General features: G+C 64.4%; 22 protein-coding genes. 15 read left to right on the plus strand and 7 right to left on the minus strand.

All coding sequences use genetic code 11. From position 1 onward, the window contains the following. Positions 1 to 9: 9 nt before the first annotated feature. Positions 10 to 1,116, plus strand: a complete 1,107-nt coding sequence (locus tag Q6A47_RS00825) for a 2-aminoethylphosphonate--pyruvate transaminase (protein WP_304482589.1) — start codon at positions 10 to 12, stop codon at positions 1,114 to 1,116. 32 nt (positions 1,117 to 1,148) lie between these two features. Continuing rightward, positions 1,149 to 1,976: a phosphonoacetaldehyde hydrolase gene (gene phnX, locus Q6A47_RS00830; RefSeq protein WP_304482591.1), complete on the plus strand. Its 828-nt coding sequence runs from the start codon at positions 1,149 to 1,151 to the stop codon at positions 1,974 to 1,976. A gap of 68 nt (positions 1,977 to 2,044) precedes the next feature. On the opposite strand, the gene Q6A47_RS00835 is transcribed toward phnX, so the two are convergent. Continuing rightward, positions 2,045 to 2,605 (minus strand): NADPH-dependent FMN reductase, encoded by a 561-nt coding sequence (locus Q6A47_RS00835; protein WP_039578546.1) that lies wholly within the window; start codon positions 2,603 to 2,605, stop codon positions 2,045 to 2,047. A gap of 154 nt (positions 2,606 to 2,759) precedes the next feature. On the opposite strand from Q6A47_RS00835, the gene Q6A47_RS00840 reads away from it, so the two are divergent. Then, positions 2,760 to 2,978: a hypothetical protein gene (locus Q6A47_RS00840; RefSeq protein WP_029614166.1), complete on the plus strand. Its 219-nt coding sequence runs from the start codon at positions 2,760 to 2,762 to the stop codon at positions 2,976 to 2,978. Positions 2,979 to 3,010: 32 nt separating this feature from the next. Here the strand turns inward: Q6A47_RS00840 and dnaQ are convergent, their stop codons facing one another. The 5 genes from dnaQ to Q6A47_RS00865 all read right to left on the minus strand — a co-directional run bounded on the left by dnaQ (position 3,011) and on the right by Q6A47_RS00865 (position 6,775). Further along, on the minus strand, positions 3,011 to 3,754 hold the full coding sequence (dnaQ, locus tag Q6A47_RS00845) for a DNA polymerase III subunit epsilon (protein WP_304482593.1): 744 nt from the start codon (positions 3,752 to 3,754) through the stop codon (positions 3,011 to 3,013). 96 nt (positions 3,755 to 3,850) lie between these two features. After that, entirely contained in the window at positions 3,851 to 4,636 is a 786-nt protein-coding gene (locus tag Q6A47_RS00850) for an SDR family NAD(P)-dependent oxidoreductase (RefSeq protein WP_240326850.1), read from the minus strand. An 11-nt stretch (positions 4,637 to 4,647) separates the two neighbouring features. Next, on the minus strand, positions 4,648 to 5,424 hold the full coding sequence (locus Q6A47_RS00855) for an alpha/beta fold hydrolase (RefSeq protein ID WP_029614164.1): 777 nt from the start codon (positions 5,422 to 5,424) through the stop codon (positions 4,648 to 4,650). Positions 5,425 to 5,523: 99 nt separating this feature from the next. Next, on the minus strand, positions 5,524 to 5,970 hold the full coding sequence (gene rnhA, locus Q6A47_RS00860; protein ID WP_295482993.1) for a ribonuclease HI: 447 nt from the start codon (positions 5,968 to 5,970) through the stop codon (positions 5,524 to 5,526). A gap of 46 nt (positions 5,971 to 6,016) precedes the next feature. Continuing rightward, on the minus strand, positions 6,017 to 6,775 hold the full coding sequence (locus tag Q6A47_RS00865) for a methyltransferase domain-containing protein (RefSeq protein ID WP_304482596.1): 759 nt from the start codon (positions 6,773 to 6,775) through the stop codon (positions 6,017 to 6,019). 86 nt (positions 6,776 to 6,861) lie between these two features. On the opposite strand from Q6A47_RS00865, the gene gloB reads away from it, so the two are divergent. The 9 genes from gloB (at position 6,862) to Q6A47_RS00910 (ending at position 19,411) form a co-directional block, all read left to right on the plus strand. Next, the gene (gene gloB / locus Q6A47_RS00870) at positions 6,862 to 7,641 is read left to right on the plus strand and encodes a hydroxyacylglutathione hydrolase (RefSeq protein WP_116888522.1); all 780 of its coding nucleotides are present in this window, start codon (positions 6,862 to 6,864) and stop codon (positions 7,639 to 7,641) included. 100 nt (positions 7,642 to 7,741) lie between these two features. Then, on the plus strand, positions 7,742 to 9,175 hold the full coding sequence (locus Q6A47_RS00875) for a lytic transglycosylase domain-containing protein (RefSeq protein ID WP_304482597.1): 1,434 nt from the start codon (positions 7,742 to 7,744) through the stop codon (positions 9,173 to 9,175). Positions 9,176 to 9,308: 133 nt separating this feature from the next. After that, positions 9,309 to 11,138 carry an extracellular solute-binding protein gene (locus Q6A47_RS00880; protein ID WP_052192088.1) on the plus strand — a complete coding sequence of 610 codons (1,830 nt, stop codon included), beginning with the start codon at positions 9,309 to 9,311 and terminating at the stop codon, positions 11,136 to 11,138. Then, positions 11,135 to 12,976 carry an extracellular solute-binding protein gene (locus tag Q6A47_RS00885; protein WP_039578564.1) on the plus strand — a complete coding sequence of 614 codons (1,842 nt, stop codon included), beginning with the start codon at positions 11,135 to 11,137 and terminating at the stop codon, positions 12,974 to 12,976. Before Q6A47_RS00880 ends, Q6A47_RS00885 begins: the two co-directional genes overlap by 4 nt. A 1-nt stretch (position 12,977) precedes the next feature. After that, entirely contained in the window at positions 12,978 to 14,051 is a 1,074-nt protein-coding gene (locus tag Q6A47_RS00890; RefSeq protein ID WP_039578567.1) for a microcin C ABC transporter permease YejB, read from the plus strand. A gap of 1 nt (position 14,052) precedes the next feature. Next, entirely contained in the window at positions 14,053 to 15,072 is a 1,020-nt protein-coding gene (locus tag Q6A47_RS00895; RefSeq protein ID WP_039578570.1) for an ABC transporter permease, read from the plus strand. 1 nt (position 15,073) lies between these two features. Further along, the gene (locus tag Q6A47_RS00900; RefSeq protein ID WP_304482600.1) at positions 15,074 to 16,681 is read left to right on the plus strand and encodes an ABC transporter ATP-binding protein; all 1,608 of its coding nucleotides are present in this window, start codon (positions 15,074 to 15,076) and stop codon (positions 16,679 to 16,681) included. A 43-nt stretch (positions 16,682 to 16,724) separates the two neighbouring features. Further along, a complete protein-coding gene (locus Q6A47_RS00905) occupies positions 16,725 to 17,198 on the plus strand; it encodes a GNAT family N-acetyltransferase (RefSeq protein WP_304482602.1) in 474 nt (157 codons plus the stop codon). Positions 17,199 to 17,365: 167 nt separating this feature from the next. Continuing rightward, a complete protein-coding gene (locus Q6A47_RS00910; RefSeq protein WP_304482603.1) occupies positions 17,366 to 19,411 on the plus strand; it encodes a hybrid sensor histidine kinase/response regulator in 2,046 nt (681 codons plus the stop codon). A gap of 11 nt (positions 19,412 to 19,422) precedes the next feature. Here Q6A47_RS00910 and Q6A47_RS00915 read toward each other — a convergent pair whose 3' ends face one another. Next, on the minus strand, positions 19,423 to 20,355 hold the full coding sequence (locus Q6A47_RS00915) for an AraC-like ligand-binding domain-containing protein (protein WP_304482605.1): 933 nt from the start codon (positions 20,353 to 20,355) through the stop codon (positions 19,423 to 19,425). Positions 20,356 to 20,680: 325 nt separating this feature from the next. Here Q6A47_RS00915 and oxdA point away from each other — a divergent pair, with 325 nt between their 5' ends. From oxdA to Q6A47_RS00930, 3 genes are read left to right on the plus strand one after another with little or no spacing between them, the layout of a single operon-like run. Beyond that, positions 20,681 to 21,766 carry an aliphatic aldoxime dehydratase gene (gene oxdA / locus Q6A47_RS00920; protein ID WP_295483020.1) on the plus strand — a complete coding sequence of 362 codons (1,086 nt, stop codon included), beginning with the start codon at positions 20,681 to 20,683 and terminating at the stop codon, positions 21,764 to 21,766. Next, positions 21,763 to 22,641 carry a transporter gene (locus Q6A47_RS00925; RefSeq protein WP_304482606.1) on the plus strand — a complete coding sequence of 293 codons (879 nt, stop codon included), beginning with the start codon at positions 21,763 to 21,765 and terminating at the stop codon, positions 22,639 to 22,641. The genes oxdA and Q6A47_RS00925 overlap by 4 nt, the downstream gene beginning before the upstream one ends. Positions 22,642 to 22,691: 50 nt before the next feature. After that, entirely contained in the window at positions 22,692 to 24,206 is a 1,515-nt protein-coding gene (locus Q6A47_RS00930; protein WP_304482608.1) for an amidase, read from the plus strand. Positions 24,207 to 24,219: the final 13 nt, after the last annotated feature.

Genomic DNA, 24,219 nt, shown 5'->3' on the forward strand with positions numbered 1-24,219 from the left:
GGATGCACAATGCGCGATGCCCCGATTCTTCTCACCCCAGGCCCATTGACCACCACTGCGCGCACGCGCCAGGCCATGTTGATGGACTGGGGCTCTTGGGACGCAGACTTCAACACCATGACAGCCAGCGTGTGCGAACAGTTACTGGGCATTGTTCAAGCGAGCGCCAGTCACTGCTGCGTTCCCCTGCAAGGCAGCGGCACCTTCGCCGTCGAAGCGGCCATCGCCACCTTGGTGCCCCGCGACGGCAAGGTGCTGGTGCTGATCAACGGGGCGTACGGTGAGCGCTTGGCGAAGATCTGCCAGGTGCTGGGTCGTCGCTTCACGCCAGTGCGCAGCGACGAGGTTCGACCGACCTGCGCTGCCGAGGTTGATCGTCTACTGGCCGACGACCCCACGCTGACCCATGTGGCGCTGATTCACTGTGAAACCAGCACCGGCATCCTCAACCCGCTGGTCGACATCGCCGAGGTGGTCGCCGCACATGGCAGAGGCCTGATCATCGACGCCATGAGCTCGTTCGGCGCACTACCCATCGATGCCCGTCAGGTCCGCTTCGAGGCGCTGATCGCCGCCTCGGGCAAATGCCTGGAGGGGGTGCCGGGAATGGGCTTCGTCCTCGCCGAGAAACACGCACTGAGTGCTGCGGCGGGCAACGCCCAATCCCTGGTTCTGGACCTGCACGACCAGTACCAGTACCTCGCGCGCACGGGCCAATGGCGCTTCACACCACCGACGCACGTGCTGGCCGCCTTGCAGGCGGCGCTTGAGCAGTACCAGCAAGAAGGAGGATTGGCTGCGCGCCATGCTCGCTATCAGGAGAACTGCAGGATCCTGCTCGAGGGCATGGCCACGCTGGGCCTGCGCAGCTTCCTCCCAAGCGCCTGCCAGGCGCCGATCATCGTCACCTTCCACGCTCCCCGAGATGCCCGCTTTCAGTTCAAGGATTTCTACGAGCGGGTCAAGGCCAAAGGTTTCATCCTCTACCCCGGCAAGCTGACCGAGGTCGAGACGTTCCGCGTTGGCTGCATCGGCGCAGTCGGCCCCACGCAGATGCACGCCGCGGTCGATGCTGTCGCCCAGGCGTTGCGCGACATGCATGTCGTGGATATCTGAACCCTGCCCCCGAACCCCAGGACACCCCCTCAATGAACTACCGCAACCCGACACACCTGCAAGCAGCGGTCCTCGACTGGGCCGGCACCGTCGTCGACTTCGGCTCATTCGCGCCCACCCAGATCTTCGTGGAGGCATTCGCCGAATTCGGTGTTCTCCTGTCCATCGAAGAGGCCCGCGGCCCCATGGGCATGGGCAAATGGGACCATATCCGCGCCCTGTGCGATCTTCCACAGATCGCCGAGCGCTATCGCCGAGCCTTCGGCCGCACGCCGACGGACAATGACGTCACAGCCCTCTACGAGCGCTTCATGCCTTTGCAGATCGAGAAGATCGCCGAGCATTCGGCGTTGATACCGGGTGCACTGGATACCATTGGCGAACTGCGGCGCGCCGGGCTGAAGATCGGCTCCTGCTCCGGTTACCCGAAGGTGGTGATGGACAAAGTGGTGGAACTGGCGGCGCGCAACGGCTACATCGCCGACCACGTCGTGGCCACCGACGAAACGCCCCAGGGCCGCCCATGGCCAGCCCAAGCCCTGGCCAATGTGATCGCCTTGGGTATCGAGGATGTGGCGGCCTGCGTGAAAGTCGATGATACGCTGCCGGGCATTCTCGAGGGACGTCGCGCCGGTATGTGGACCGTGGCGCTGGTCTGCTCCGGCAACGCGCTGGGGCTGACCTGGGAGCAGTACCAGGCCCTTGAGCCGCAACAACGGGATGAGGCGCGACAGCGCATTCACGCCCAATTCGAAAGCGCACGCCCGCACTATTTGATCGATACCCTCAACCAGTTGCCAGAGGTGGTGGCCGATATCAACCAGCGCCTGGCCGAAGGGGAGATGCCACAGGCGTGTTGAGGGCGTCTGGAGGTACAGCGGCAGGCGGATCGAACCGCTGCCGCTTCACCTGCCGCAAGCCGCGGCCCTCAGACTGCGCGGTTGAGCTTCACCCACGAGGCGAATTTGTCGATGAAACCCTGCAGGAACGGACGGGTCTTGTCATTGAGCTTGCCGGCCTCGTCGAACAGGGTCGCCGCCCCACCAATGTAGGCCTCGGGCATCTGCATGCAAGGCATGTCGAGGAACACCAACGCCTGACGCACAGCGTGGTTGGCGCCAAAGCCACCGATCGCACCCGGCGACACGCTCACCACCGCCGCAGGCTTGCCACTCCAGGCACTCTGACCATAGGGTCGTGAGCCCACGTCGATGGCATTCTTGAGCGCACCCGGCACGGAGCGGTTGTATTCCGGGGTCACGAACAGGACCGCATCACAGCGGCGGATCTCATCGCGAAAGCGCTGCCAGGGTTGTGGCGCACCCGCTGCCTCGACGTCCTCGTTGTACAGCGCCAGATCGCCGATTTCGACGATTTTCAAGGAAAGGCTGGACGGTGCCAGCTCAGATAGAGCACGTGCAACCTTGCGGTTGTAGGAGTCCTTGCGCAGGCTGCCGACAACGACCGCGACCGAATAGACCTGACTCATGGCAATGCATCCTCTGCGGGGTAAGGGGGACTGTGTAGTTATAGATGACCGTGTTTCCCGGCCAAGGTTTTTTTCCGCCGCAGGAAAACTTCCCACCCTCCTCGTTTGTCTATGGCTACAGATATTTCTCCATATTTCAGAGGTTTCAATCCACATGGCAGCAGTAATGGTCGGCCAATTCCATGCCCGCGACGCCGAAGGCCGCATCTACCCGGTGCACGAGTTCCAGGAATCGACCTTGCAGCCGGACGGCAGCACGTTGGGCTCGCCGATCACCACCTACCGCCTGGCCATCGGCGATCGCGTCAACTACTTGGGCGAGGATCGCTTCGAGCTCGCTCAGAGCGGCGTGGAGATCGTGCGCATTCCGTGAACAGCGGTGCTCAAGCCTGGCCAGATTGAGGTTCAGGCTTCGCTCAGTGTTTCCCACAGGGCCGGCCCACCGGCCGACTTGGCAATGGCCGCCAAGCGCTCGGCATGGGCCTGTAATTCTCCATCGCTGGCCATGACCACCCTACCCGTCTGGCGCCCGACGATACGTCGGATCTCGCTCCCCGAGCGACCTTGACCATCGTCCTCTTCACCGCCCTGCCCAGCCAGCGACAGGCTGGTCTGGCCACCGGTCATCGCCAGATAGACGTCCGCCAGCAATTGCGAGTCGAGCAGCGCGCCGTGCAGGTCGCGGCCGGAGTTGTCGATGCCATAGCGCTTGCACAGGGCATCGAGGCTGTTGCGCTGGCCCGGATGACGGGCCCGCGCCATCATCAGAGTGTCGAGAATGGAGCAGTGCTGAGCGATGTCGGCACGGTCGTCCTGGCCCAGCAGCGCGAATTCGTTGTTGATGAAACCAACGTCGAACGCTGCGTTGTGGATGACCAACTGCGCGCCCTTGATGTAGTCGAAGAATTCTTCGGCCACATCGGCAAAACGCGGTTTGTCGAGCAGGAAGGTATCGGTGATGCCGTGCACGCCAATGGCGCCCTCGTCGCTTTCGCGGTCAGGCTGCAGGTAGACGTGGAAGTTGCGGCCGGTCAAGCGCCGGCCGATGACCTCGACGCAACCGATCTCGATGATCCGATGGCCTTCGCTGACCGGCATACCGGTGGTTTCGGTATCGAGGACGATCAGGCGGGTGTTCTGCTGATCCACGCGGGGCTCCAAGCGACATCTGGGAAAGCCGGCGAGTATACAACAAAGCGACCACGGGCTCGGCACCCGTGGTCGCCTGTTCCCACCACCCTGGCGTCAGTTCTGTACGCTCTGCACGGACCCGCCATCGACGCGCAGGTTGCTGCCGTTGATGAACGATGCGCGATCGGACACCAGCAAGGCGATGGCCGCTGCCACCTCTTCGGGTTTGCCACGGCGCTTCTGAACGATGCCGGGGCGCTCTTCGTCGAGGAAGCTCTTGATCGCCTCCTCGAAGCTTTCGCCGCGCTCCTGCGCACGCTGCTCCATCATGCCATCGGTCATGCCGGTTTCGATGAACGCCGGTGAGACCGTATTGCACAGCACCCCGTGGGCCGCTTCCTTGTAAGAGAGGTTCTTGATGAACGCGGCCAGGGCTGCTTTGGCGACGTTGTACACCGCCTCTTCCCAGTAAGGCTGCACTGCGTTTTCCGACGTGATGCACACCAGACGTCCCCAGCCGCGCTGACGCATCGGTGGGATGGCGGCGCGGGCGATGCGCACGGCGCTGAAGAAGTCTGTGGACCAGGCCTCCTCGTAGTCCTCGTCGGACAACGCCAGCGGATCGCCCTTGGCACCGGTGACACCGGCGGTGTGCACCACGATGTCCACCTGGCCAAAGTGCGCTTCGGCCTGACGAATCAGGCCGTCGACCTCGGCTTGGTCGGTCATGTCCGCAGCAATGAGCAGCGGCTCACCGCCGATGCCTGCGGTTTCTTTTTCCAGGTGATCCTGGTCCTTGTCCGTCAACACCAATCGCACACCCTCTTCGGCCAGCAGGCGCGCGGTCGCCAGACCAATGCCTCCTGCCGCGCCGCTGATCAGGGCTACACGCTTAGTCAAACCTAGATCCATCACATCTCTCCTCGGGCACTGTCAACAGCGATACGGCGAACGAATTCAAGCATGCGTTCGGCCAATTCACGGGGTGTCTGCAGCGGCATCAGATGACCTGCGCCAGGCAAGGTCAGCAACGTACTGTCTGGGAAATGGGCCAGCGTGGTGCGCTGTTGCGCTGAGGCATCTGGCACCTGCGCATCGTCGGCGCCGCAGACCAGCAACGTCGGATACGGCAGTTCGCCGATCCGATCGCTCCAGTCCTCGCGACTGCCGTGGTCGACCCAGGCACGCCAAGCGTCGAGGTTCACCGATTGGGCGTCGGCGATGGCTACCTCACGCAGGGCATCGGGCAAGCGGTGAAAGCTGGACTCATCGACGAACTGTTCGGCTTCGACCCGCGAGGCTTGATAGCGTCGCTGGCGGTCGCGATCGGCCTCGCTCATCGGCTGCGGACCAGGCGGTGACGGCGCTACCAGCACCAAGCCTTGCAGATAGTCGGGACGGCGGGAGGCCAGGGCCACCGCGACCTTGCCGGTCATCGAATGACCGACAAGAACGCAGCGCTCGATGCCCAGCGCACGTACGCTGGCATCTACCTGATCGGCCATCTCGGCCACCGAATAGCCGCTGACTCCATGGGCATCGCCAAAGCCTGGCGTGTTGAGAGCCACACAGGCGTGCTCACGGTCGAGGAACGGCAGCGTGGGACCCCAGGTGCGATGGGAGCCGCCTAGAAAATGCATCAACACCAAAGTGATCGGGCCTGAGCCCTGTTGGCTGTAGGGGAGCATCGAACGCCGCCTCATGGGATTTCTCAGTGGAGAGCGAGGCGGCTTGGAGAGTTCATTTCTTTGACAGTCAAGGGCGGGCACGCCCGCCCGTGGGGTGGTTCAGCGCTGTGCACGGACCTCATCGACGCCACGGTTGGCCAACTGGTCGGCGCGTTCGTTGCCCGGATGGCCGATATGGCCGCGGACCCATTTCCAGGTCACCTTGTGCCGATTGACCTGTTCGTCGAGCAACTTCCACAGGTCGGCATTCTTCACCGGTTCCTTGGTGGCGGTCTTCCAGCCGCGCTTCTTCCAATTGGGCATCCACTCGGTGATGCCTTTCATCACGTATTGCGAATCGGTGGTCAGGACCACCTCGCACTCGCGTTTGAGCGCCATCAGCGCGCAGATCGCGGCCATCAGTTCCATGCGGTTGTTGGTGGTGTCGCGCTCGCCGCCCCACAGCTCCTTCTCGACACCCTTGTAGACGATCAGGGCGCCCCAGCCGCCCAGGCCGGGATTGCCCTTGCAGGCACCATCGGTGTAGATCTCGACGCTATCGCTCATGTACCGCCTTCGTTCGCTTGCAGGTTAAATAGCGCGGACACTCCGCTCAGGGCTCGCTGTGACGGCGATTGACCTTGGCCAGCGGCAGCGGCAACAGCTTGCCCATCGGTTCGCGACGCTCCAGCGGCAAGGGCCGCAACCCCACCACCACCTTGCGCGCCACCAGCAGATAAACGCCGCCGCCGGCCACCTGCCAGCGCCCGGCCGTCCGCTCCCAACCCGCCAGGCGCTGCTGCCAGGTGGGTGAGGAAAGCGGCGGACGATAACACCCAAAGCGGCGTTTCTCCAGCGCGAAGCCCAGCAGGTTCAGCCAGTCGCCCAGGCGCGAAGGCGAGATGCAGCGCGCCTTGCGCAGTACCCCGCGACCGAGCAGATGGCGGGCGCCCCAGGCACTCCAGGGATTGATGCCGACGATCAGCAGATGTCCGCCCGGACGCACCGCGCTGGCGGCCTGGCGCAGCAGACCGTGGGGCGAGAGGCTGAAATCCAGACCATGCTGCAGCACCACCACGTCGGCGGCATGCTCGGACAGCGGCCAGGCCTGCTCCTCGCAAACGATCTCGACACCGGGCAGTGGCGCGCCCAAGCGAACATTGCGCTGCACTTTCAACGCCTGAGGGGGGGCATCGGCACAGGGGCCGTAGTGCACCAGAAAGCCGCCGAAGAAGCGCTCCAATTCGTCCTCGAGCAGTTTCTCCTCCTCCTTGAGCATCAGCTGACCCAATGGCCCGGCGAACCAGTCGCGGGCCAGGCTGATCAGTTCGACCCACTCGGGATCGGCCTGGGCAAAGGCTTGATCGGTCATCGCATTCTCCCTCGAAGGTTTCGTCGGCCGCGCCATCGCGGCTAAGATGCCCTCATCTCCCACGCCAGATGATTCGGAACCGCACAATGATACAGATCGAAGCCCTTCGCGCTTTCTCCGACAACTACATCTGGTTGTTACAGGATACTGCCAAACGCCACTGCGCGGTGGTCGACCCCGGCGACGCCGCACCGGTGCTGGCGTGGCTGCAGGCGCATGGCGACTGGACGCTCACCGACATCCTCATTACCCACCACCACAACGACCACGTCGGTGGCGTGCAACAACTCAAGCAGGTCACCGGCGCCAGCGTCCATGGCCCGGCCCACGAAACCATTCCTGGGCGCGATGTGGCGCTGGACGACGGCGACACGGCGACGGTGCTCGGCATCACGTTCGAGGTGCTCGCCGTGCCGGGGCATACCCTCGGCCACATCGCCTTCTACAGTGACCGCACGCCAACGCCGCTGCTGTTCAGCGGCGACACGCTGTTTGCCGCCGGCTGCGGACGGATGTTCGAGGGCACGCCCGAGCAGATGCAGCCCGCCTTGCAACGCCTGGCCAGCCTGCCAGAGAGCACCGAGGTGTACTGCGCCCACGAATACACCTTGAGCAACCTGCGTTTCGCCAGGGCCGTGGAGCCGAGCAACGCCGATATCCAACGACGCTTCGAAGAGGTCACGCAGTTGCGTGCGCAGCAGCGCATCACCCTGCCCTCGTCCATTGCGCTGGAGCGCCTGACCAATCCTTTTCTTCGCACCGCTGTAACATCCGTTAAACAAAAAGCGGACGAATGGAAAGGCAGCCCCAACAATAGCCAGATAGCGGTCTTCGCTGCGCTCAGGGCCTGGAAAGACAGCTTCTGATCGCCCGTCCTAAGGTCGCAGAAAGACATCCAAGGTTGACCCATCCGGGTGCGGTTTCTAGAATCGCCGAAATTTTTTGCCCGGAAAAATGTGTACGCCGATGTCTTCACGTAGCCGCCGCACCGCTCATTCCGCCGCCCTGACGCGTCTGGCACAAGTCAGCGCCCTGGCCCTGGCCGCCACCTTGGTGGGCTGTCAGAGCACCCGTCAGGTGGAGGAAACCGACAGCGTTCGCGCGCATAACTACCAGGCGCGGCTCAAGCACAGGCCAGCCCCGCTGGTGATCAAACCGGTCGAGCAGAAGGCCCCCGACGATGTCTGGGAGCGTATGCGCCAGGGCTTCGTGCTGCAGGACAGCATCGACGTCAACCCGCGTATCGAACAGCAGCGGTTGTGGTTCGCCAGCAACCCGAGCTTCCTGGAGACGGCCGGCGAACGCGGCAGCCTGTACCTGCATTACATCGTCGAGCGTCTGGAAGAGCGTGGCATGCCGCTGGAGCTGGCACTGCTGCCGGCCATCGAGAGCGCCTACAACCCGATGGCCTACTCGCGCGCCCATGCCGTGGGCCTGTGGCAGTTCATCCCCTCGACCGGCCGTCACTTCAACCTGCGCCAGACCAACTTCTACGATGGCCGTCGCGACATCACCGCCTCGACCAACGCGGCGCTGGATTACCTGACGCGCCTGCACGACATGTTCAACGGCGACTGGCTGCTCGCCCTGGCCGCCTACAATGCCGGCGAAGGCACGGTCAGCCGGGCGATCGAACGCAACGAACGGCTCGGCCTGCCCACCGATTACTGGAACCTGCCGCTGCCCCAGGAAACCCGTGACTACGTGCCCAAGCTGCTGGCACTGTCGCAGGTGGTGCTGACCCCGCAGGCCTATGGCGTGAACCTCAGCCCCATCGCCAACGAGCCCTATTTCGAAGCGGTGGTCATCAACGACCGCCTCGACCTGACCCGCGTCGCCGCCTTTGCCAACATCGACGAAGACGAGTTGATCCAGCTCAACCCCGCCTTCAAGAAACGCATGACCGTCGATGGTCCGCAGCAATTGCTGGTGCCCACCGCCAAGGCTCGGTTGCTGACCAGCAGCCTGTCCAACCTCAAGCCTGAACAGCTCCTGAGCCTGCAACCGAACAAAGCGGTGTTCCAGGCCGCCCTGGCCGAGGCCAAGGCCCCCGCCGCCACCAGCAGCTACCGGGTCAAGCGGGGCGACAACCTGGGCGCCATCGCCAAGGCCAACCGCGTGTCGGTCAAGGACATCCAACGCTGGAACCGCCTGTCCGGCACCAGCCTCAAGGCTGGGCAGGTGCTCGCCCTGCGTGGCGCCAGCGCCCCCAACGCTGCCGCCAGCCGCGTAGCCGCAGCTCAGCAGCGCTCGACCCAGTACAAGGTGCGCAAGGGCGACTCCTACTACCTTGTAGCCAAGCGTTTCAACGTCGAGATGAAGCACCTCAAGCGCTGGAATCCGCGTACCGGCCAGGCGCTCAAGCCCGGCCAGACCCTCACCGTCTACCTCGGACGCTGAACCGCGCCAGCCCAGGGTGAGTGCGCGGCGATGAGCCGCCGCAGCCGCCCCGGGCCCTACCCTTTTTCCATTGCAGACAAGCTGTTACTGTACGCCGGACCAAGCCCAACGCCGCCTCGACCGGATCCCAGACTTGATAAGAACTTTCCTCCTGTCATTGAGCCTGGCCTTGAGCTTTCCCGCAGTCGCGACAGTGAGCGAAAGCCACGGTTATGCGCAGTTCGGCACGCTCAAGTATCCGGCCAGCTTCACCCATTTCGACTGGGTCAACCCGCAGGCGCCCAAGGGCGGCACCTTGCGAGCCATGGCATTCGGCACCTTCGATACCCTCAACCCCTACACCTTCAAGGGCACCAGCCCGGTCTCAACGCCCAATTTCCAGCAGTACGGAGTCAGCGAGCTTAACGAGACGCTGATGATCGGCACTGGCCAGTACGACCCTTCCGGCGACGAGCCCACCTCCAGCTACGGACTGATCGCCCGCTCGGTCGAATACAGCGAGGATCGCAGCTGGGTGGTGTTCAACCTGCGACCTGAAGCACGCTTCCACGACGGCCACCCGATCACTTCGGCCGACGTCGCCTTCTCGTACCGCACTTTGCTCAAGCAGGGCCATCCGCTGTACCGCACCAACCTGCAGGAGGTGCAGCGCGTCGATATCCTCGGCCCGCTGCGGATCCGCTTCGTCTTCAAGCGTGCCGGCAATCCGTTGCTGATCCTGCGCCTGGGTGAAATGCCGGTGCTGCCCAAGCACTACTGGCAAGGCCGCGACTTCGAGGCCACCACGTTCGAGCCGCCGCTGGGCAGCGGGCCGTATCGGATCAGCGAAGTGCAGCCCGGCAGGCGCCTGGTGTTCACTCGGGTCAAGGACTACTGGGGCAAGGACTTGGCGGTCAACCGTGGCAAGTACAATTTCGACCGCGTCGAATTCGAGTTCTACCGCGACGCCACCGTCGCCTTCGAGGCATTCAAGGCCGGCGAATTCGACATCTACATCGAACACCAGGCCAAGAATTGGGCCAACGGCTACAACTTCCCGGCCATCCGTCGCGGCGAAGTGATCCAGGCGCAAATTCCACACCGGATCCCGACCCAGACCCAAGGCCTGTTCATGAACACCCGCCGCGAAGCCTTCGCCGAGCCCAAGGTGCGCCAGGCCCTGGGGCTGATGCTCGATTTCGAATGGACCAACCGTGCCCTGTTCAGCAGTGCCTACCGACGTGCCACCAGCTACTACCCCAACAGCGAATTCGCGGCCACAGGCCTGCCCACCGGCAAAGAATGGCTGCTGCTTTCGCCCCTGCGCGATCAGCTACCGGCCAAGCTGTTCACCGAGCCCTACCAGGTCAGCCAGACCGACGGCCGCGGTATCGACCGCCAGACCTTGCGCAAGGCGCTAAGCCTGCTCGCTGAGGCGGGCTGGAAGCTCGACGGCCAGCGCCTGGTGGATGCCAAGGGCCGTCAGATGCGCCTGGAGCTGCTGCTGGTGAATCCCAACCTGGAACGCATCCTGCAGCCCTATGTCGAAAACCTCTCGAGCATCGGCATCGATGCGCGCCTGCGCACCGTGGACCGTGCCCAGTACAAACAACGGCTGGACCAGTTCGACTTCGACATGATTCTGATGACCTTGAACCAGACGCTCAGTCCAGGTCTGGAACAGTGGCAGTACTTCCACTCCAGCCAGGCCTCGGTCAAGGGCAGCAAGAACTACGCCGGCATCGACGATCCCGTGGTCGACCTGCTGCTCGATACGCTGATGGCCGCGCGCACCCGCGACGACCAGGTCGCCGCTGCCCGCGCTCTGGACCGGGTGCTGTCCTGGCACTACTACATGATCCCGAACTGGTATCTGGACAACCATCGCCTGGCCTACCGCAACCGGTTCGCCTTCGTCACCACGCCGCCCTACACCCTCGGGCTGAACAGCTGGTGGCTCAAGACTTCGGAGAAAGCCAAATGATGCCAATGCCTCGCCTGCGCCTGGCCAGCGGCTTGCTGCTCGCCTGCCTGAGCCTCGCGGCAGCCGCCGCACCGCAGCATGCCCTCACCCTGTACGACGAACCGCCCAAGTATTCCGCCGACTTCAAGCACTTCGACTACGTCAATCCCGATGCGCCCAAGGGCGGTACCTTCCGCCAGTCCAGCTTCGGGAGTTTCGACAGCCTCAACCCCTTCATCAACAAAGGCGTAGCGGCAGACAACATCAGCAGCATCTACGACACCCTGATGCGCGCCAGCCTCGATGAGCCCTTCACCGAGTATGGTCTGGTCGCCGAACGCATCGAGAAAGCGCCGGACAACAGTTGGGTGCGTTTCTATCTGCGGCCCCAGGCGCGCTTCCACGACGGCCACCCCATGCGCGCCGACGACGTGGTGTTCAGCTTCGAGGCGCTGACCAAGCAAGGCGCGCCACTGTACCGCCAGTACTACAGCGACGTGGCCGAGGTGATCGCCGAAGACCCGCTGCGCGTGCTGTTCAGGTTCAAGCACACCAACAACCGCGAGTTGCCGCTGATCCTCGGGCAATTGCCGGTGCTGCCCAAGCACTGGTACGCCGAGCGCGACTTCACCCGCGGCAACCTGGAAATTCCACTGGGCAGCGGGCCGTACAAGGTGGCCGAGGTCAAGGCCGGACGCTCGATCCGTTACGAGCGGGTCAAGGACTACTGGGCCAAGGACCTGCCGATCAACCGCGGTCAGTTCAACTTCGACGCCATGACCTTCGATGCCTATCGCGACACCGCCGTGGCCCTGCAAGCGCTCAAGGCCGGCCAGTTCGACTACGGCCTTGAAGTCAGCGCCAAGAACTGGGCCACCGCCTACAACGTCCCAGCCGTGCGCGACGGTCGACTGATCAAGGAAGAGCTGCCCAACGGCAACCCCGTGGGCATGCAGGGCTTCATCTTCAACCTGCGCAAGCCGGTGTTCCAGGACATCCGCGTGCGCCAGGCACTGAGCCTGCTGCTGGATTTCGAATGGACCAACAAACAGTTGTTCAATGGTGCCTACACCCGCACCGGCAGCTATTTCGAGAACTCGGAAATGGCCGCCAAAGGCCTGCCCTCGGCCGATGAGTTGAAGGTTCTCGAACCGCTGCGCGGCAAGGTGCCCGAGCAGGTCTTCGATCAGGCTTTCCACAACCCGGTCAGCGACGCCAGCGGCATGATTCGCGAACAACAGCGCAAGGCGTACCAACTGCTGACTGAAGCCGGCTGGAAGATCGAGAACGACAAGATGGTCGATGCCCAGGGCAAGCCGGTGTCCATCGAGTTTCTCCTGGCTCAGACCGAATTCGAGCGTGTTCTACTGCCGTTCAAACGCAACCTGGCAGACCTGGGCATCGACCTGAGCATCCGCCGTGTAGACGTCTCGCAATACGTCACCCGCCTGCGCTCGCGCGACTTCGACATGATCGTCGGCGGCTTCCCCCAATCCAACTCGCCGGGCAATGAGCAGCGCGAATTCTGGACCAGCGCCGCCGCCGACAACCCAGGCAGCCGCAACTTCATCGGCCTGCGCGATCCGGCCATCGACCAACTGGTCGAGGAACTGATCAACGCCGAATCGCGCCAGAGCCTGATCGCCCACACCCGGGCGCTGGACCGCGTGCTGCTATGGGGCTACTACGTGATCCCCAACTGGCACATCAAGACCTGGCGCGTGGCGTACTGGAACCACCTCGGCCATCCGAAGGTGTCGCCCAAGTACGACATCGGCCTGGACACCTGGTGGATCAAGCCCGACGTCACGCCAGCGGTGAGCGAAGCACCCGCCACCCCTGCCGCAGAGGCGAACTGACATGCTCGCCTACATCCTGCGGCGCCTGCTGCTGATCGTCCCGACGCTGTTCGGCATCCTCATCATCAACTTCATCATCGTCCAGGCGGCCCCCGGCGGTCCGGTCGAACAGATGATCGCCAAGCTCGAAGGCTTCGACGGCGCCACCAGCCGCATCGCCGGTGGCGGCGCCGAAGTGTCGGTGGCCGGTTCCAACTACCGCGGCGCGCAAGGCCTGGACCCGGCGCTGGTCGCCGAGATCGAGCGCATGTACGGCTTCGACAAGTCCGCGCCCGAACGGCTGTGGATCATGGTCAAGAACTACGCCCAACTCGACTTCGGCGACAGCTTCTTTCGCGATGCCCGGGTCATCGACCTGATCGCCGAGAAGATGCCGGTGTCGATTTCGCTGGGGCTGTGGAGCACGCTGATCATGTACCTGGTGTCGATCCCGCTGGGCATCGCCAAGGCGGTGCGCCACGGCAGCCACTTCGACGTCTGGACCAGCTCGGCGATCATCGTCGGCTATGCCATCCCCGCGTTTCTGTTCGCCATCCTGCTGATCGTACTGTTCGCCGGCGGCAGCTACTTCGACTGGTTCCCGCTCAGGGGCCTGACCTCGAACAACTTCGAGCAGTTGTCTGCCACCGGCAAGGTGCTGGACTACTTCTGGCACCTGGTGCTGCCGATCACCGCGCTGGTGATCGGCAACTTCGCCACCATGACCCTGCTGACCAAGAACAGCTTCCTCGACGAGATCAACAAGCAGTATGTGGTCACCGCCAAGGCCAAGGGCCTGAGCCGTACCCGCGTGCTCTACGGTCACGTGTTCCGCAATGCCATGTTGCTGGTGATCGCCGGTTTCCCCTCGGCGTTCATCGGCATCTTCTTCACAGGTTCCCTGCTGATCGAGGTGATCTTCTCCCTCGACGGTCTGGGCCTGATGAGCTTCGAGGCCGCGATCAATCGCGACTACCCGGTGGTGTTCGGCACCCTGTTCATCTTCACCCTGCTGGGGCTGGTGGTGAAACTGATCGGCGACCTCACCTACACCTTGGTCGATCCGCGCATCGACTTCGCCAGCCGGGAGCACTGACATGGCCCTCTCTCCCCTCAATCGCCGGCGCTTCGAGCGCTTCAAGGCCAACCGTCGCGGCTGGTGGTCGCTGTGGCTGTTCCTGATCCTGTTCGGCCTGAGCCTGGGTGCCGAGCTGATCGCCAACGACAAACCGATCGCCGTGCACTACGACGGCCAGTGGTACTTCCCGGCCTTCAAGCGCTACCCGGAAACCACCTTCGGTGGCGAGTTCCCGCTCGAAGCCAACTACAAGAGCCCGTACGTGCGCGAACTGCTGAGCAAGAAGGACAGCTTCGTGCTCTGGGCACCCATCCCGTTCAGCTACCAGAGCATCAACTACGACCTGAAAGTGCCGGCACCGGCGCCACCGTCGGCCGATAACCTGCTGGGCACCGACGACCAGGGTCGCGACGTGCTGGCACGGGTCATCTACGGCTTCCGCGTGTCGGTGCTGTTCGCCCTGACCCTGACCCTGGCCAGTTCCATCGTCGGCGTGATCGCCGGCGCCCTGCAAGGCTTCTACGGCGGCTGGGTGGACCTGGCGGGCCAACGCTTCCTGGAAATCTGGTCGGGCTTGCCGGTGCTGTACCTGCTGATCATCCTCGCCAGCTTCGTGCAACCGAACTTCTGGTGGCTGCTGGGCATCATGCTGCTGTTTTCCTGGATGAGCCTGGTGGACGTGGTGCGTGCCGAGTTCCTGCGCGGCCGCAACCTGGAGTACGTGCGCGCCGCACGAGCCCTGGGCATGCGCAACGGCCCGATCATGTTCCGCCACATCCTGCCCAACGCCATGATCTCGACCATGACCTTCATGCCGTTCATCCTCACCGGCGCCATCGGCACGCTCACTGCGCTGGACTTCCTCGGCTTCGGCCTGCCCGCCGGCTCGCCATCGCTAGGCGAACTGGTGGCTCAGGGCAAGTCCAACCTGCAGGCACCCTGGCTGGGCATCAGCGCCTTCGCCGTGCTGGCCGTGATGCTGAGCCTGCTGGTGTTCATCGGCGAATCCGCCCGCGACGCCTTCGACCCGAGGAAATGACATGAGCCAAGACACCCTGATCGAAGTCCGCGACCTGGCGGTGGAGTTCGTCAACGGCGAACAGGTCAACCGTGTGGTCGATGGCATCAGCTTCGACATCCGCAAAGGCGAAACCCTGGCCCTGGTCGGTGAGAGCGGCTCGGGCAAGTCGGTCACCGCCCACTCGATCCTGCGCCTGCTGCCCTACCCACTGGCGCGCCATCCCAGCGGCACCATTCAGTACGCTGGCAAAGACCTGCTGCACCTGGGCGAAAAGCCCATGCAGCGCATTCGCGGCAATCGCATCGCGATGATCTTCCAAGAGCCGATGACCTCGCTGAACCCGCTGCACTGCATCGAAAAGCAGATCAACGAGATCCTCCTGCTGCACAAGGGCCTGACCGACAAGCAGGCCACCGCTCGCACGCTCGAGCTGCTGGAGCTGGTCGGCATTCCCGAGCCACGCAAGCGCCTGAAAGCCCTGCCCCACGAGCTCTCCGGCGGCCAGCGCCAGCGGGTGATGATCGCCATGGCCCTGGCCAACGAACCGGAACTGCTGATCGCCGACGAGCCGACCACGGCGCTCGACGTGACCGTGCAGTTGAAGATCCTCGACCTGCTCAAGGAACTGCAGGCACGCCTGGGCATGGCGTTGCTGCTGATCAGTCACGACCTCAACCTGGTGCGCCGCATCGCCCATCGCGTGTGCGTGATGCAAAGCGGCAAGATCGTCGAACAGACCGACTGCGCCACGTTGTTCGAGCAGCCCCAGCACCCCTACACGCAGATGCTGATCAATGCCGAACCCAGCGGCGCTCCGGCCATCACGCCGGTGGGCACGCCGCTGCTGCAGGTGGATGATCTGAAGGTCTGGTTCCCGATCAAGAAGGGGCTGTTGCGCCGCACCGTCGACCATGTGAAGGCCGTCAACGGCGTGAACTTCAGCCTGCCGCAGGGCCAGACGCTGGGCATCGTCGGCGAGAGCGGCTCGGGCAAGTCCACCCTGGGCCTGGCGATTCTGCGCCTGATCGCCAGCCAGGGCGGTATCCGCTTTCACGGTCAGTCGCTGGACAGCATGAACCAGCAGCAGGTGCGACCGTTGCGCCGGGAAATGCAGGTGGTGTTCCAGGACCCCTTCGGCAGCCTCAGCCCGCGGATGTGCGTGGCCGACATCGTCGGCGAGGGCCTGCGCATCCACAAGATCGGCACGCCGGCCGAGCAGGAAGCGGCGATCATCGCCGCCTTGCAGGAGGTGGGCCTGGACCCGCAGACCCGGCATCGCTACCCCCATGAGTTCTCCGGCGGCCAGCGCCAACGCATCGCCATCGCCCGGGCGCTGGTGCTCAAGCCGGCGCTGATCCTGCTGGACGAACCCACCTCGGCGCTGGACCGCACCGTGCAGCGTCAGGTCGTGGAGCTGCTGCGCACCCTCCAGGTGAAGTACAACCTCACCTACCTGTTCATCAGCCATGACTTGGCGGTGGTCAAGGCGCTGAGCCACCAGTTGATGGTGATCAAGCAAGGGCAAGTGGTGGAACAGGGCGATGCGCAAGGGATCTTCAACGCACCGCAGCATCCGTATACCCGGCAACTGCTGGAGGCCGCGTTTTTGCAGGCGCCCGTGCGATGAGGCCAGTGATCGAGGAAGGTGAATGGCGAGTGCAGGGGGCCGCATGACCTATCGGATACGTGACGCCACCCAGGATGATGCGCAGGCCATCAGCAGCGTCGTAGTTGCGGCACTGCGTATCAGCAATTCGCAGGACTACCCACCTGAGGTCATCGGCAACGTAGAGCAGCATTTTTCCGCGTCGGCGATCAAGAAGCTGATCGTCGCGCGCAGGGTCTTCGTGGCGCAAGATGATGGGCAACTCGTGGGTACGGCCAGCCTTGATGGATCGGTAGTCAGGACGGTGTTCGTAGCGCCGCACGTACAAGGGTGTGGCGTCGGCCATCGGCTGATGACGCATGTTCATAACACCGCAGTGCAAAACGGGATCAGTCGCCTGCAGGTTCCATCGTCCATCACCGCAGAGGGTTTCTACGCTCGGTTGGGCTACCAGAGGCTTCGTGAAGTCATGCACGGCGCAGAACGAACCATCGTTATGGAAATCCGGTTGGATGACACCTTGCCTGATCAACCGTGATGCGCCGCCTGCACACTGCCGTACCAGAAAGATCCTCCACGACCCTGCCGAAAAAGATGGCTTAAAGCCACACCCCCACGGATCGAATACGCCCCGCTGCGGTCTGTGTCAGTATCCGTAGTGCCCACGGCACCACCGTCCCACCCGCAGCACTCTCGAGGCTCCACATGGATTCCAACGTCCCTCCGTCGCCCAGTACCAGCGACGAACCTGCCAGCGTGCTCGAACGCCTGCAATTGGCTTTGGATTCCGGTGCGGTCTCAGGCACCTGGGTATGGGACATTGCCAACAACAGTGTCACCGCCGACCTTGAGTTCTCCCGCTCCTTCGGCCTGCCCGCCGAGCGCTGCAGGGCCGGGATTCCCATCGAAGAAGCCTTTGGCTCCATCCATCCCGACGACCTCGACCGGGTGGCCGAGGAGATCCAGCGCACCCTACAGCGTGGCGGCGCCTTTCGCTGCGAGTACCGTACCCGCCGCGACGACGGCCAGTACCGCTGGATCGAAGCCAGCGGCCATGTCGAACTGGACGCGGACGGCACGCCGATACGCTTTCCCGGCGTATTGATCGACATCGAGGGTCGCCGCGCCGCCGAGGCCGAGCGCGACCGCATGTCCGCGCTGCTGCGCACCTTCGCCGCTGCCGTGCCTGGTGTGGTGTACGCCAAGGATCTGCAAGGTCGCATGCTGGTGGCCAACCAAGGCACCACCGACCTGATTGGCAAGCCGCCGGAGTTCTACCTGGGCAAGACCGACCTGGAGTTCCTCGAAGACAAGGCGCAGGCACGCCAGGTGATGGCCACCGACCAGCGCATCATGCGCGAAGGCAAGGCGCAGCAAGTGGAAGAACGGGTCGACCTGGCAGACGGTACCGTGACCATCTGGCTGTCGCACAAGGCGCCGCTGTTCGACGACCACGGCAAGGTGATCGGGCTGATCGGCTCGTCCATCGACGTCACCGCCAAACAGGCCGCCGAGCAGGCGCTACGTGAGCTCAACCGCACCCTCGAGGCGCGTATCAGCGAAGCGGTGGCGCAGAGCGAAGCGGTTCAGGCGGCGCTGAGTCAGGCGCAGAAAATGGAGGCCGTGGGCCAACTGACCGTGGGCATCGCCCACGACTTCAACAACCTGTTGGCTGGCATCACCGGCAGCCTCGACCTGATCCGCCTGCGCCTGAACCAGGGCCGTACCGCAGACCTGGAGCGCTACGTATCGGTGGCCCATACCGCTGCCCAGCGCGCGGCGGCCCTCACCCACCGCTTGCTGGCGTTTTCCCGCAAGCAGACGCTGCTGCCGGTGCCCACCGACATGAACGCGCTGATCGGCGGTATCGAAGAACTGATCCAGCGTACCGTCGGCCCCACGGTCAACGTCACCGTCGACCTCAGCCCCACCCTGAAGACCTGCCTGGTCGACCCGGTGCAGTTCGAAAACGCCCTGCTCAACCTGTGCATCAACGCCCGCGACGCCCTGCCGGGCAGCGGCAACCTCAGCATCCGCACCGCCGCACGCACCCTGCTCGGCGCGCAGGACGGCGGCGACAGTCTGCCTGCCGGCAATTATCTGTCCATCGTGGTGGAAGACGACGGCATCGGCATGGACGCTGCGACCCTGGCCAAAGCCTTCGACCCCTTCTTCACCACCAAGCCGGTCGGCCAGGGTTCGGGGTTGGGATTGTCGATGATCTATGGCTTCGCCAAGCAGTCCGGCGGACAGATCAGCCTGGAATCCGAACCTGGCCAGGGCACCCGCGCCTGCCTGCTGCTGCCGGTACACGACACCCAGCCGCTGGCCGCGGGCGAACCCTTGCCGTCGCTGGCGCTGCCCGACCGTGAAGCCAGCAAGAACATCCTGGTGGTCGACGACGAGGCCTCGGTGCGTGCCTTCGTGACCGAAACCTTATCGGCCCTGGGCCACGTGGTCATCGAAGCGGCCGACAGCAAGGCGGGTCTGCAGTTGCTGCAATCGAACATCCCCATCGACCTGCTGGTAACCGACATCGGTCTGCCCGGCGGCATGGACGGTCATTGCATGGCGCTGGAAAGCCGCAAGTACCGGCCGGGATTGCCGATCCTGTTCATGACCGGCTATGCCCACCCGGAGTTGCTGGAGAGTTCCCCGCTGCGCAGCCAGTGTCCGGTACTGAGCAAACCGTTTTCCCTGGAAGCTCTGGTGCAGCAGGTGCACGCCTTGAGCTACACGGCCTCGTCCTGAGCGCGCACGCGTCACTCACGCTTGAGCAGCGTGCAGGGTGCGACACCGAAGGCTTTGCGAAACGCATGGCTGTAATGTGAGAAATCGCTGAAGCCATAGTCCAGCGCCGCTTGCGAGATGCTCTTGGCCTCGCCCCGCTCGAGCGCTCGACGGCTGCCTTCCAGGCGCTCCTTCCAAATGGCCGCGGCTGGGGTCTTCTGGTGGCGGGCAAAGGCGCGGGTCACCGTGCGTGTGGAGACGTGGTGCGCCTGGGCGATGCGCTCTAGGCTCAGTTCGGGGTCGCCCAGGTGTTGACGGATGTAGTGCATTACCCGCCCGTGCAGATCCAGCTCGGCATGGGTGATGGTCAGGTCCTGCCATTCCAGGCTCAGCACCAGCAGGTCCAGCAGCGTTTCAGCATAGCGCGCGCTCAGCGCGCCCTCGCCCAAGGTGCCGTGGCTGGCGGCTTGCTGAAGCATGGCGCGCAGCGGCAACACGCCCGGCCGGTGCGCGTCCAGCACCGTGGCGGTGCGTTGCTCGATGCCGGGCACCCGCGACGCCAGCCAGTGCCGGGGAATGCGCAGCAGGTGATTTTCGGTACCACCCAGACTGAAACGGAAACGCTGGTCTGCGTCGTAAAGAAACAAATCGTCCGCCGCCAGCCGAGCCTGACGCCCGCCTTGCTCGAACTGTCCATAGCCTTGGCGGGTGAACCCCAGCCATAGATCGTCGTTTGGATCGCTGCGGACGTGGTCCTGCTCGCGGGCCCAATGATGCAGCGGCGCCGACAAGGTATACAGCTCCAGCGGACCGATGCCCTTGACCCCCAGCGTGCCCTGGAAATCGCTCTGCGACGCCGGTTCGCTGTCCGCCTTCAGGCAGTGCTGGCAGACCACGTCGCGCCAGTAGTCGAAACGGCGCGGCGCCTCCACGGCAAGGGTCGAGTAGCGATTCGAATCAGGCATGGCTTGGACCTCGAACGGCGCGGTGCAGCGTGTGGAGTGGAGTGACGCGAGTACAGGGGCAGCAAGTTTCACGCCAGCGCCGCAAGGCCGCACAGTCCATCGCCCAACGCTGAAAGCCGCACCCTTCTGGTGCTTGCCGCCAGTTCCAGCCCCATGCGGGTACAGCGCCCGGACGCTGTCCTTCCCAACCAACAGGTTGTCCCGACCGACCAAGCGGCGCGCCCAGGCGCTGCCTAACGTTTAGCCGACGCCGGGCGCATCCCGGCGCCGCCAAGGCTGCGTGCACAGCGCCTGATGACAACCAAGAAGAATAAGGAGCCGCCCCATGGAATCCGCAATCGACAAGCATCTGAAATGTCCCAGGACGCTTTCGCGTCGGGTCCCCGACCACTACCAGCCGCCCTTCCCGATGTGGGTGGCGCGCGCCGGCGAAGAGCTGCGCCAGGTGGTGATGGCTTACCTGGGCGTGCAATACCAGGGCGAAGCACAAAAAGCCGCGGCGCTGGCTGCCCTGCAGCACATCGTCGCCAGCTTCGCCCTGACCGATGGCCCGCTCAACCACGACCTGACCCACCACACCGACAACAGCGGCTACGACAATCTGATCGTGGTCGGCTACTGGAAGGACCCCGCCGCGTACTGCCGCTGGCTGCGCAGCAGCGAGGTGGATGGCTGGTGGTCGGCCGAGGCACGCCTGCACGAGGGCCTGGGCTACTTCCGCGAGGTGGTGGCGCCGCGCGCCGAGCAGTTCGAAACCCTGTACGCCTTCCGCGAAGACCTGCCCGGTGTCGGCGCGGTGATGGACAGCACCAGCGGCGAGATCGAGGAGCATGGCTACTGGGGCTCGATGCGCGACCGCTTCCCGGCCTCGCAGACCGACTGGATGGAGCCCGATGACGAGCTGCGCATCCTCAGCGGCGACCCGGCCAAGGGCGGTCGGGTGATCGTCGGCGGCCACGACAACATCGCGCTGATCCGCTCCGGGCAAGACTGGGCCGAGGCCGGCCCCGAGGAGCGCTCGCTGTACCTGGACGAAATCCTCCCCACCCTGGAAGCCGGCATGGACTTCCTGCGCGACAACGGCGCGCCGCTGGGCTGCTACAGCAACCGCTTCGTGCGCAACATCGACCTGCAGGGCAACCTGCTCGACACCAGCTACAACATCGGCCACTGGCGCTCGGTGGAAAAGCTCGAACGCTGGGCCGAATCGCACCCCACCCACCTGCGCATCTTCGTCACCTTCTTCCGCGTGGCCGCCGGCCTGCAGAAGCTGCGCCTGTACCACGAAGTGTCGGTCAGCGATGGTCGTCAGCAACTGTTCGAGTACATCAACTGCCATGCCCAGACCGGCATGCTGCGCGATGCCAAGCCCGCGCCCCAGGCGTGCCCGGCACAGGCGAACGCCTCATGAACGCGGCCAACTCCACCCTGCGCCTGCTCGGCCTGGGCCTGCTGCTGCCAGGGGTTGCAGCGAATGCCGTGGAAGTGGCGCCCGGCGACTATGAACAGTACCCGGTCGGCGCCACCATCGGCGCGATCTACTACCAGCATTCGAGCACCAACGCGCTATATGCCCAGGACCACAAGGTCAGTTCCGATTTCAAGCTGCGCTCGGACATCGGCATCCTGCGTCTGCTGCACGTGATCGCCCTGAGCGACACGGTGACCCTCGACCCGCAGTTCCTGCTGCCCTTCGGTCACGTTTCCGGGCATGGCGACGCCTCCCCCCTGGGCAGCGCCGACGGCATCGGCGACCTGATCCTGGCGGCACCGGTCAAGCTGCGCCTGAACGACGCCCGCGACACCTTGAGCCTGACCCCCTACCTGTTCGTGCCGACGGGCAATTACGACCGCGACGATCCGCTGAACATCGGCGAGAACCGCTGGAAGTTCGAACTGCAAGGCGCCTACGTCAAGCATTTCGACGAGCACTGGGCCTTGGACCTGGTCGGTGGCGCCACCTGGTACGGCGACAACGACGACTACGGCCCAGCCAGCCAGCGTCTGGAGCAGGACGTGTCCTACGCAGCGCAGATCATGGCCCGCTACATGCCGGATACCGCCACCACCTTCGCCATCGGCGTGGGCCACACCTGGGGCGGCGAGACCGAAATCGAGCAGTTGAACCAGGACAACCGGCTCGGCACCACCAACCTGCGCCTGACCGCCACCCGTTTCGTCACCCCCAAGGACCAGGTGCAGGTGCAACTGGGTCGCGACCTGGCGGTGGAAAACGGACCCAAGGAAGACCTGCGCGTGAATCTGCGCTATGCGCATATTTTCTGATCGGCGGCCGCCACGCCCGCCCTCATCGACCTGACCCCAAGGACCGCACCATGGCCATCGACCGCCCCACCGCCGAACAATTGCAGGCGCTCGCCCAGCGCCTGCACATGCACTTGACACCCGAACAGGCCAGCGAATACCTGGCCTTGATGCAGGGCAGTTTCCAGGCCTACGACCTGATCGACGAACTGCCCGACTACACCCCGGTAGCACCCGCCTCACCGCGCCCCAGCCATCGCCCAGCCTCGAGCGACAACCCGCTCAACGCTTGGTACTACCGCTGCGAAGTGAGCGGCGCGGTGGACGGCAAGCTGGCCGGGCGCAGCGTCGCCCTCAAAGACAACATCGCCCTGGCTGGCGTGCCGATGATGAATGGCGCCACGCCCTTGGAAGGCTTCGTGCCCGGCTTCGACGCCACGGTGGTGACGCGCCTGCTGGAGGCCGGCGCGACCGTACTGGGCAAGGCCACCTGCGAGCACTACTGCCTCTCCGGCGGCAGCCATACCTCCGAGCCGGCACCGGTGCACAACCCGCACCGCCACGGCTATGCCGCCGGCGGCTCGTCGTCGGGCAGCGCCGCGCTGGTCGCCGCCGGCCAGGTGGACATGGCCGTGGGCGGCGACCAAGGTGGCTCGATCCGTATTCCCTCGGCCTTCTGTGGCACCTACGGCATGAAGCCGACCCATGGTTTGGTGCCCTACACCGGGATCATGGCCATCGAAGCGACCCTCGATCACGCCGGCCCCATCACCGCCAACGTGCGCGACAACGCGCTGATGCTCGAAGTGCTGGCCGGGGCCGACGGCCTCGACCCGCGCCAGGCCGCGCCGCAGGTCGATCACTACACCCAGTACCTGGACCGCGGCGCCAAGGGTCTGCGCATCGGTGTGCTGCGCGAGGGCTTCGAGCTGGCCAACCTCGATCCACGCGTGGCCGACAAGGTCAACGCGGCCATCGAACGCCTCGCCTCACTGGGGGCTCAGGTAGCGCCGGTGTCGGTGGCCGAACATCGGCTGGCCGGTGCCTTGTGGCATCCCATCGGCTGCGAAGGCCTGACCAGCCAACTGATGCACGGCAACGGCGCCGGCTTCAACTGGAAAGGCCTGTACGACGTGGCCCTGCTGGACAAGCAGGTCGGCTGGCGCACCCAGGCCGACCGGCTGTCGCCTTCGCTGAAGCTGTGCATGTTCGTCGGCCAATATGGTCTGGAGCGCTACCACGGGCGCTACTACGCTAAGGCGCAGAACATCGCGCGCCTGGCCCGCGCCGCCTACGACCAGGCGCTGCAGCACTGCGACCTGCTGGTGATGCCGACCGTACCGATCCTGGCCCAGCCACACCCACCCAAAGACTGCTCGATCAGCGAATACGTAGCCCGCGCCTTGGAGATGATCGGCAACACCAGCGCCCAGGACATCACCGGCCACCCGGCGATGTCGATCCCCTGCGGTCTGGTCGATGGCCTGCCGGTAGGCTTGATGCTGGTCGCCCGCCACCATGCCGAGGGCCTGCTGTACCAGGCCGCCGCCGCCTTCGAAGCCAGCGCCGACTGGCGCACCTTGTAACCGACCGTGCCCG

It is taken from the genome of Pseudomonas boreofloridensis (genome assembly GCF_030580795.1).
GTDB lineage: Bacteria > Pseudomonadota > Gammaproteobacteria > Pseudomonadales > Pseudomonadaceae > Aquipseudomonas > Aquipseudomonas boreofloridensis.

Excerpts from the sequence above, each read along its gene's own strand:
- Q6A47_RS00930 (WP_304482608.1), top strand. The coding sequence starts at position 22,692 with ATGGCCATCGACCGCCCCACCGCCGAACAATTGCAGGCGCTCGCCCAG.
- Q6A47_RS00890 (WP_039578567.1), top strand. The coding sequence starts at position 12,978 with ATGCTCGCCTACATCCTGCGGCGCCTGCTGCTGATCGTCCCGACGCTG.
- Q6A47_RS00875 (WP_304482597.1), top strand. The coding sequence starts at position 7,742 with ATGTCTTCACGTAGCCGCCGCACCGCTCATTCCGCCGCCCTGACGCGT.
- gloB (WP_116888522.1), top strand. The coding sequence starts at position 6,862 with ATGATACAGATCGAAGCCCTTCGCGCTTTCTCCGACAACTACATCTGG.
- Q6A47_RS00905 (WP_304482602.1), top strand. The coding sequence starts at position 16,725 with ATGACCTATCGGATACGTGACGCCACCCAGGATGATGCGCAGGCCATC.
- Q6A47_RS00910 (WP_304482603.1), top strand. The coding sequence starts at position 17,366 with ATGGATTCCAACGTCCCTCCGTCGCCCAGTACCAGCGACGAACCTGCC.
- rnhA (WP_295482993.1), bottom strand. The coding sequence starts at position 5,970 with ATGAGCGATAGCGTCGAGATCTACACCGATGGTGCCTGCAAGGGCAAT.
- Q6A47_RS00900 (WP_304482600.1), top strand. The coding sequence starts at position 15,074 with ATGAGCCAAGACACCCTGATCGAAGTCCGCGACCTGGCGGTGGAGTTC.
- Q6A47_RS00835 (WP_039578546.1), bottom strand. The coding sequence starts at position 2,605 with ATGAGTCAGGTCTATTCGGTCGCGGTCGTTGTCGGCAGCCTGCGCAAG.
- Q6A47_RS00855 (WP_029614164.1), bottom strand. The coding sequence starts at position 5,424 with ATGCTCCCCTACAGCCAACAGGGCTCAGGCCCGATCACTTTGGTGTTG.
- Q6A47_RS00840 (WP_029614166.1), top strand. The coding sequence starts at position 2,760 with ATGGCAGCAGTAATGGTCGGCCAATTCCATGCCCGCGACGCCGAAGGC.
- oxdA (WP_295483020.1), top strand. The coding sequence starts at position 20,681 with ATGGAATCCGCAATCGACAAGCATCTGAAATGTCCCAGGACGCTTTCG.
- phnX (WP_304482591.1), top strand. The coding sequence starts at position 1,149 with ATGAACTACCGCAACCCGACACACCTGCAAGCAGCGGTCCTCGACTGG.
- Q6A47_RS00885 (WP_039578564.1), top strand. The coding sequence starts at position 11,135 with ATGATGCCAATGCCTCGCCTGCGCCTGGCCAGCGGCTTGCTGCTCGCC.
- Q6A47_RS00915 (WP_304482605.1), bottom strand. The coding sequence starts at position 20,355 with ATGCCTGATTCGAATCGCTACTCGACCCTTGCCGTGGAGGCGCCGCGC.
- Q6A47_RS00925 (WP_304482606.1), top strand. The coding sequence starts at position 21,763 with ATGAACGCGGCCAACTCCACCCTGCGCCTGCTCGGCCTGGGCCTGCTG.
- Q6A47_RS00895 (WP_039578570.1), top strand. The coding sequence starts at position 14,053 with ATGGCCCTCTCTCCCCTCAATCGCCGGCGCTTCGAGCGCTTCAAGGCC.
- Q6A47_RS00865 (WP_304482596.1), bottom strand. The coding sequence starts at position 6,775 with ATGACCGATCAAGCCTTTGCCCAGGCCGATCCCGAGTGGGTCGAACTG.
- Q6A47_RS00825 (WP_304482589.1), top strand. The coding sequence starts at position 10 with ATGCGCGATGCCCCGATTCTTCTCACCCCAGGCCCATTGACCACCACT.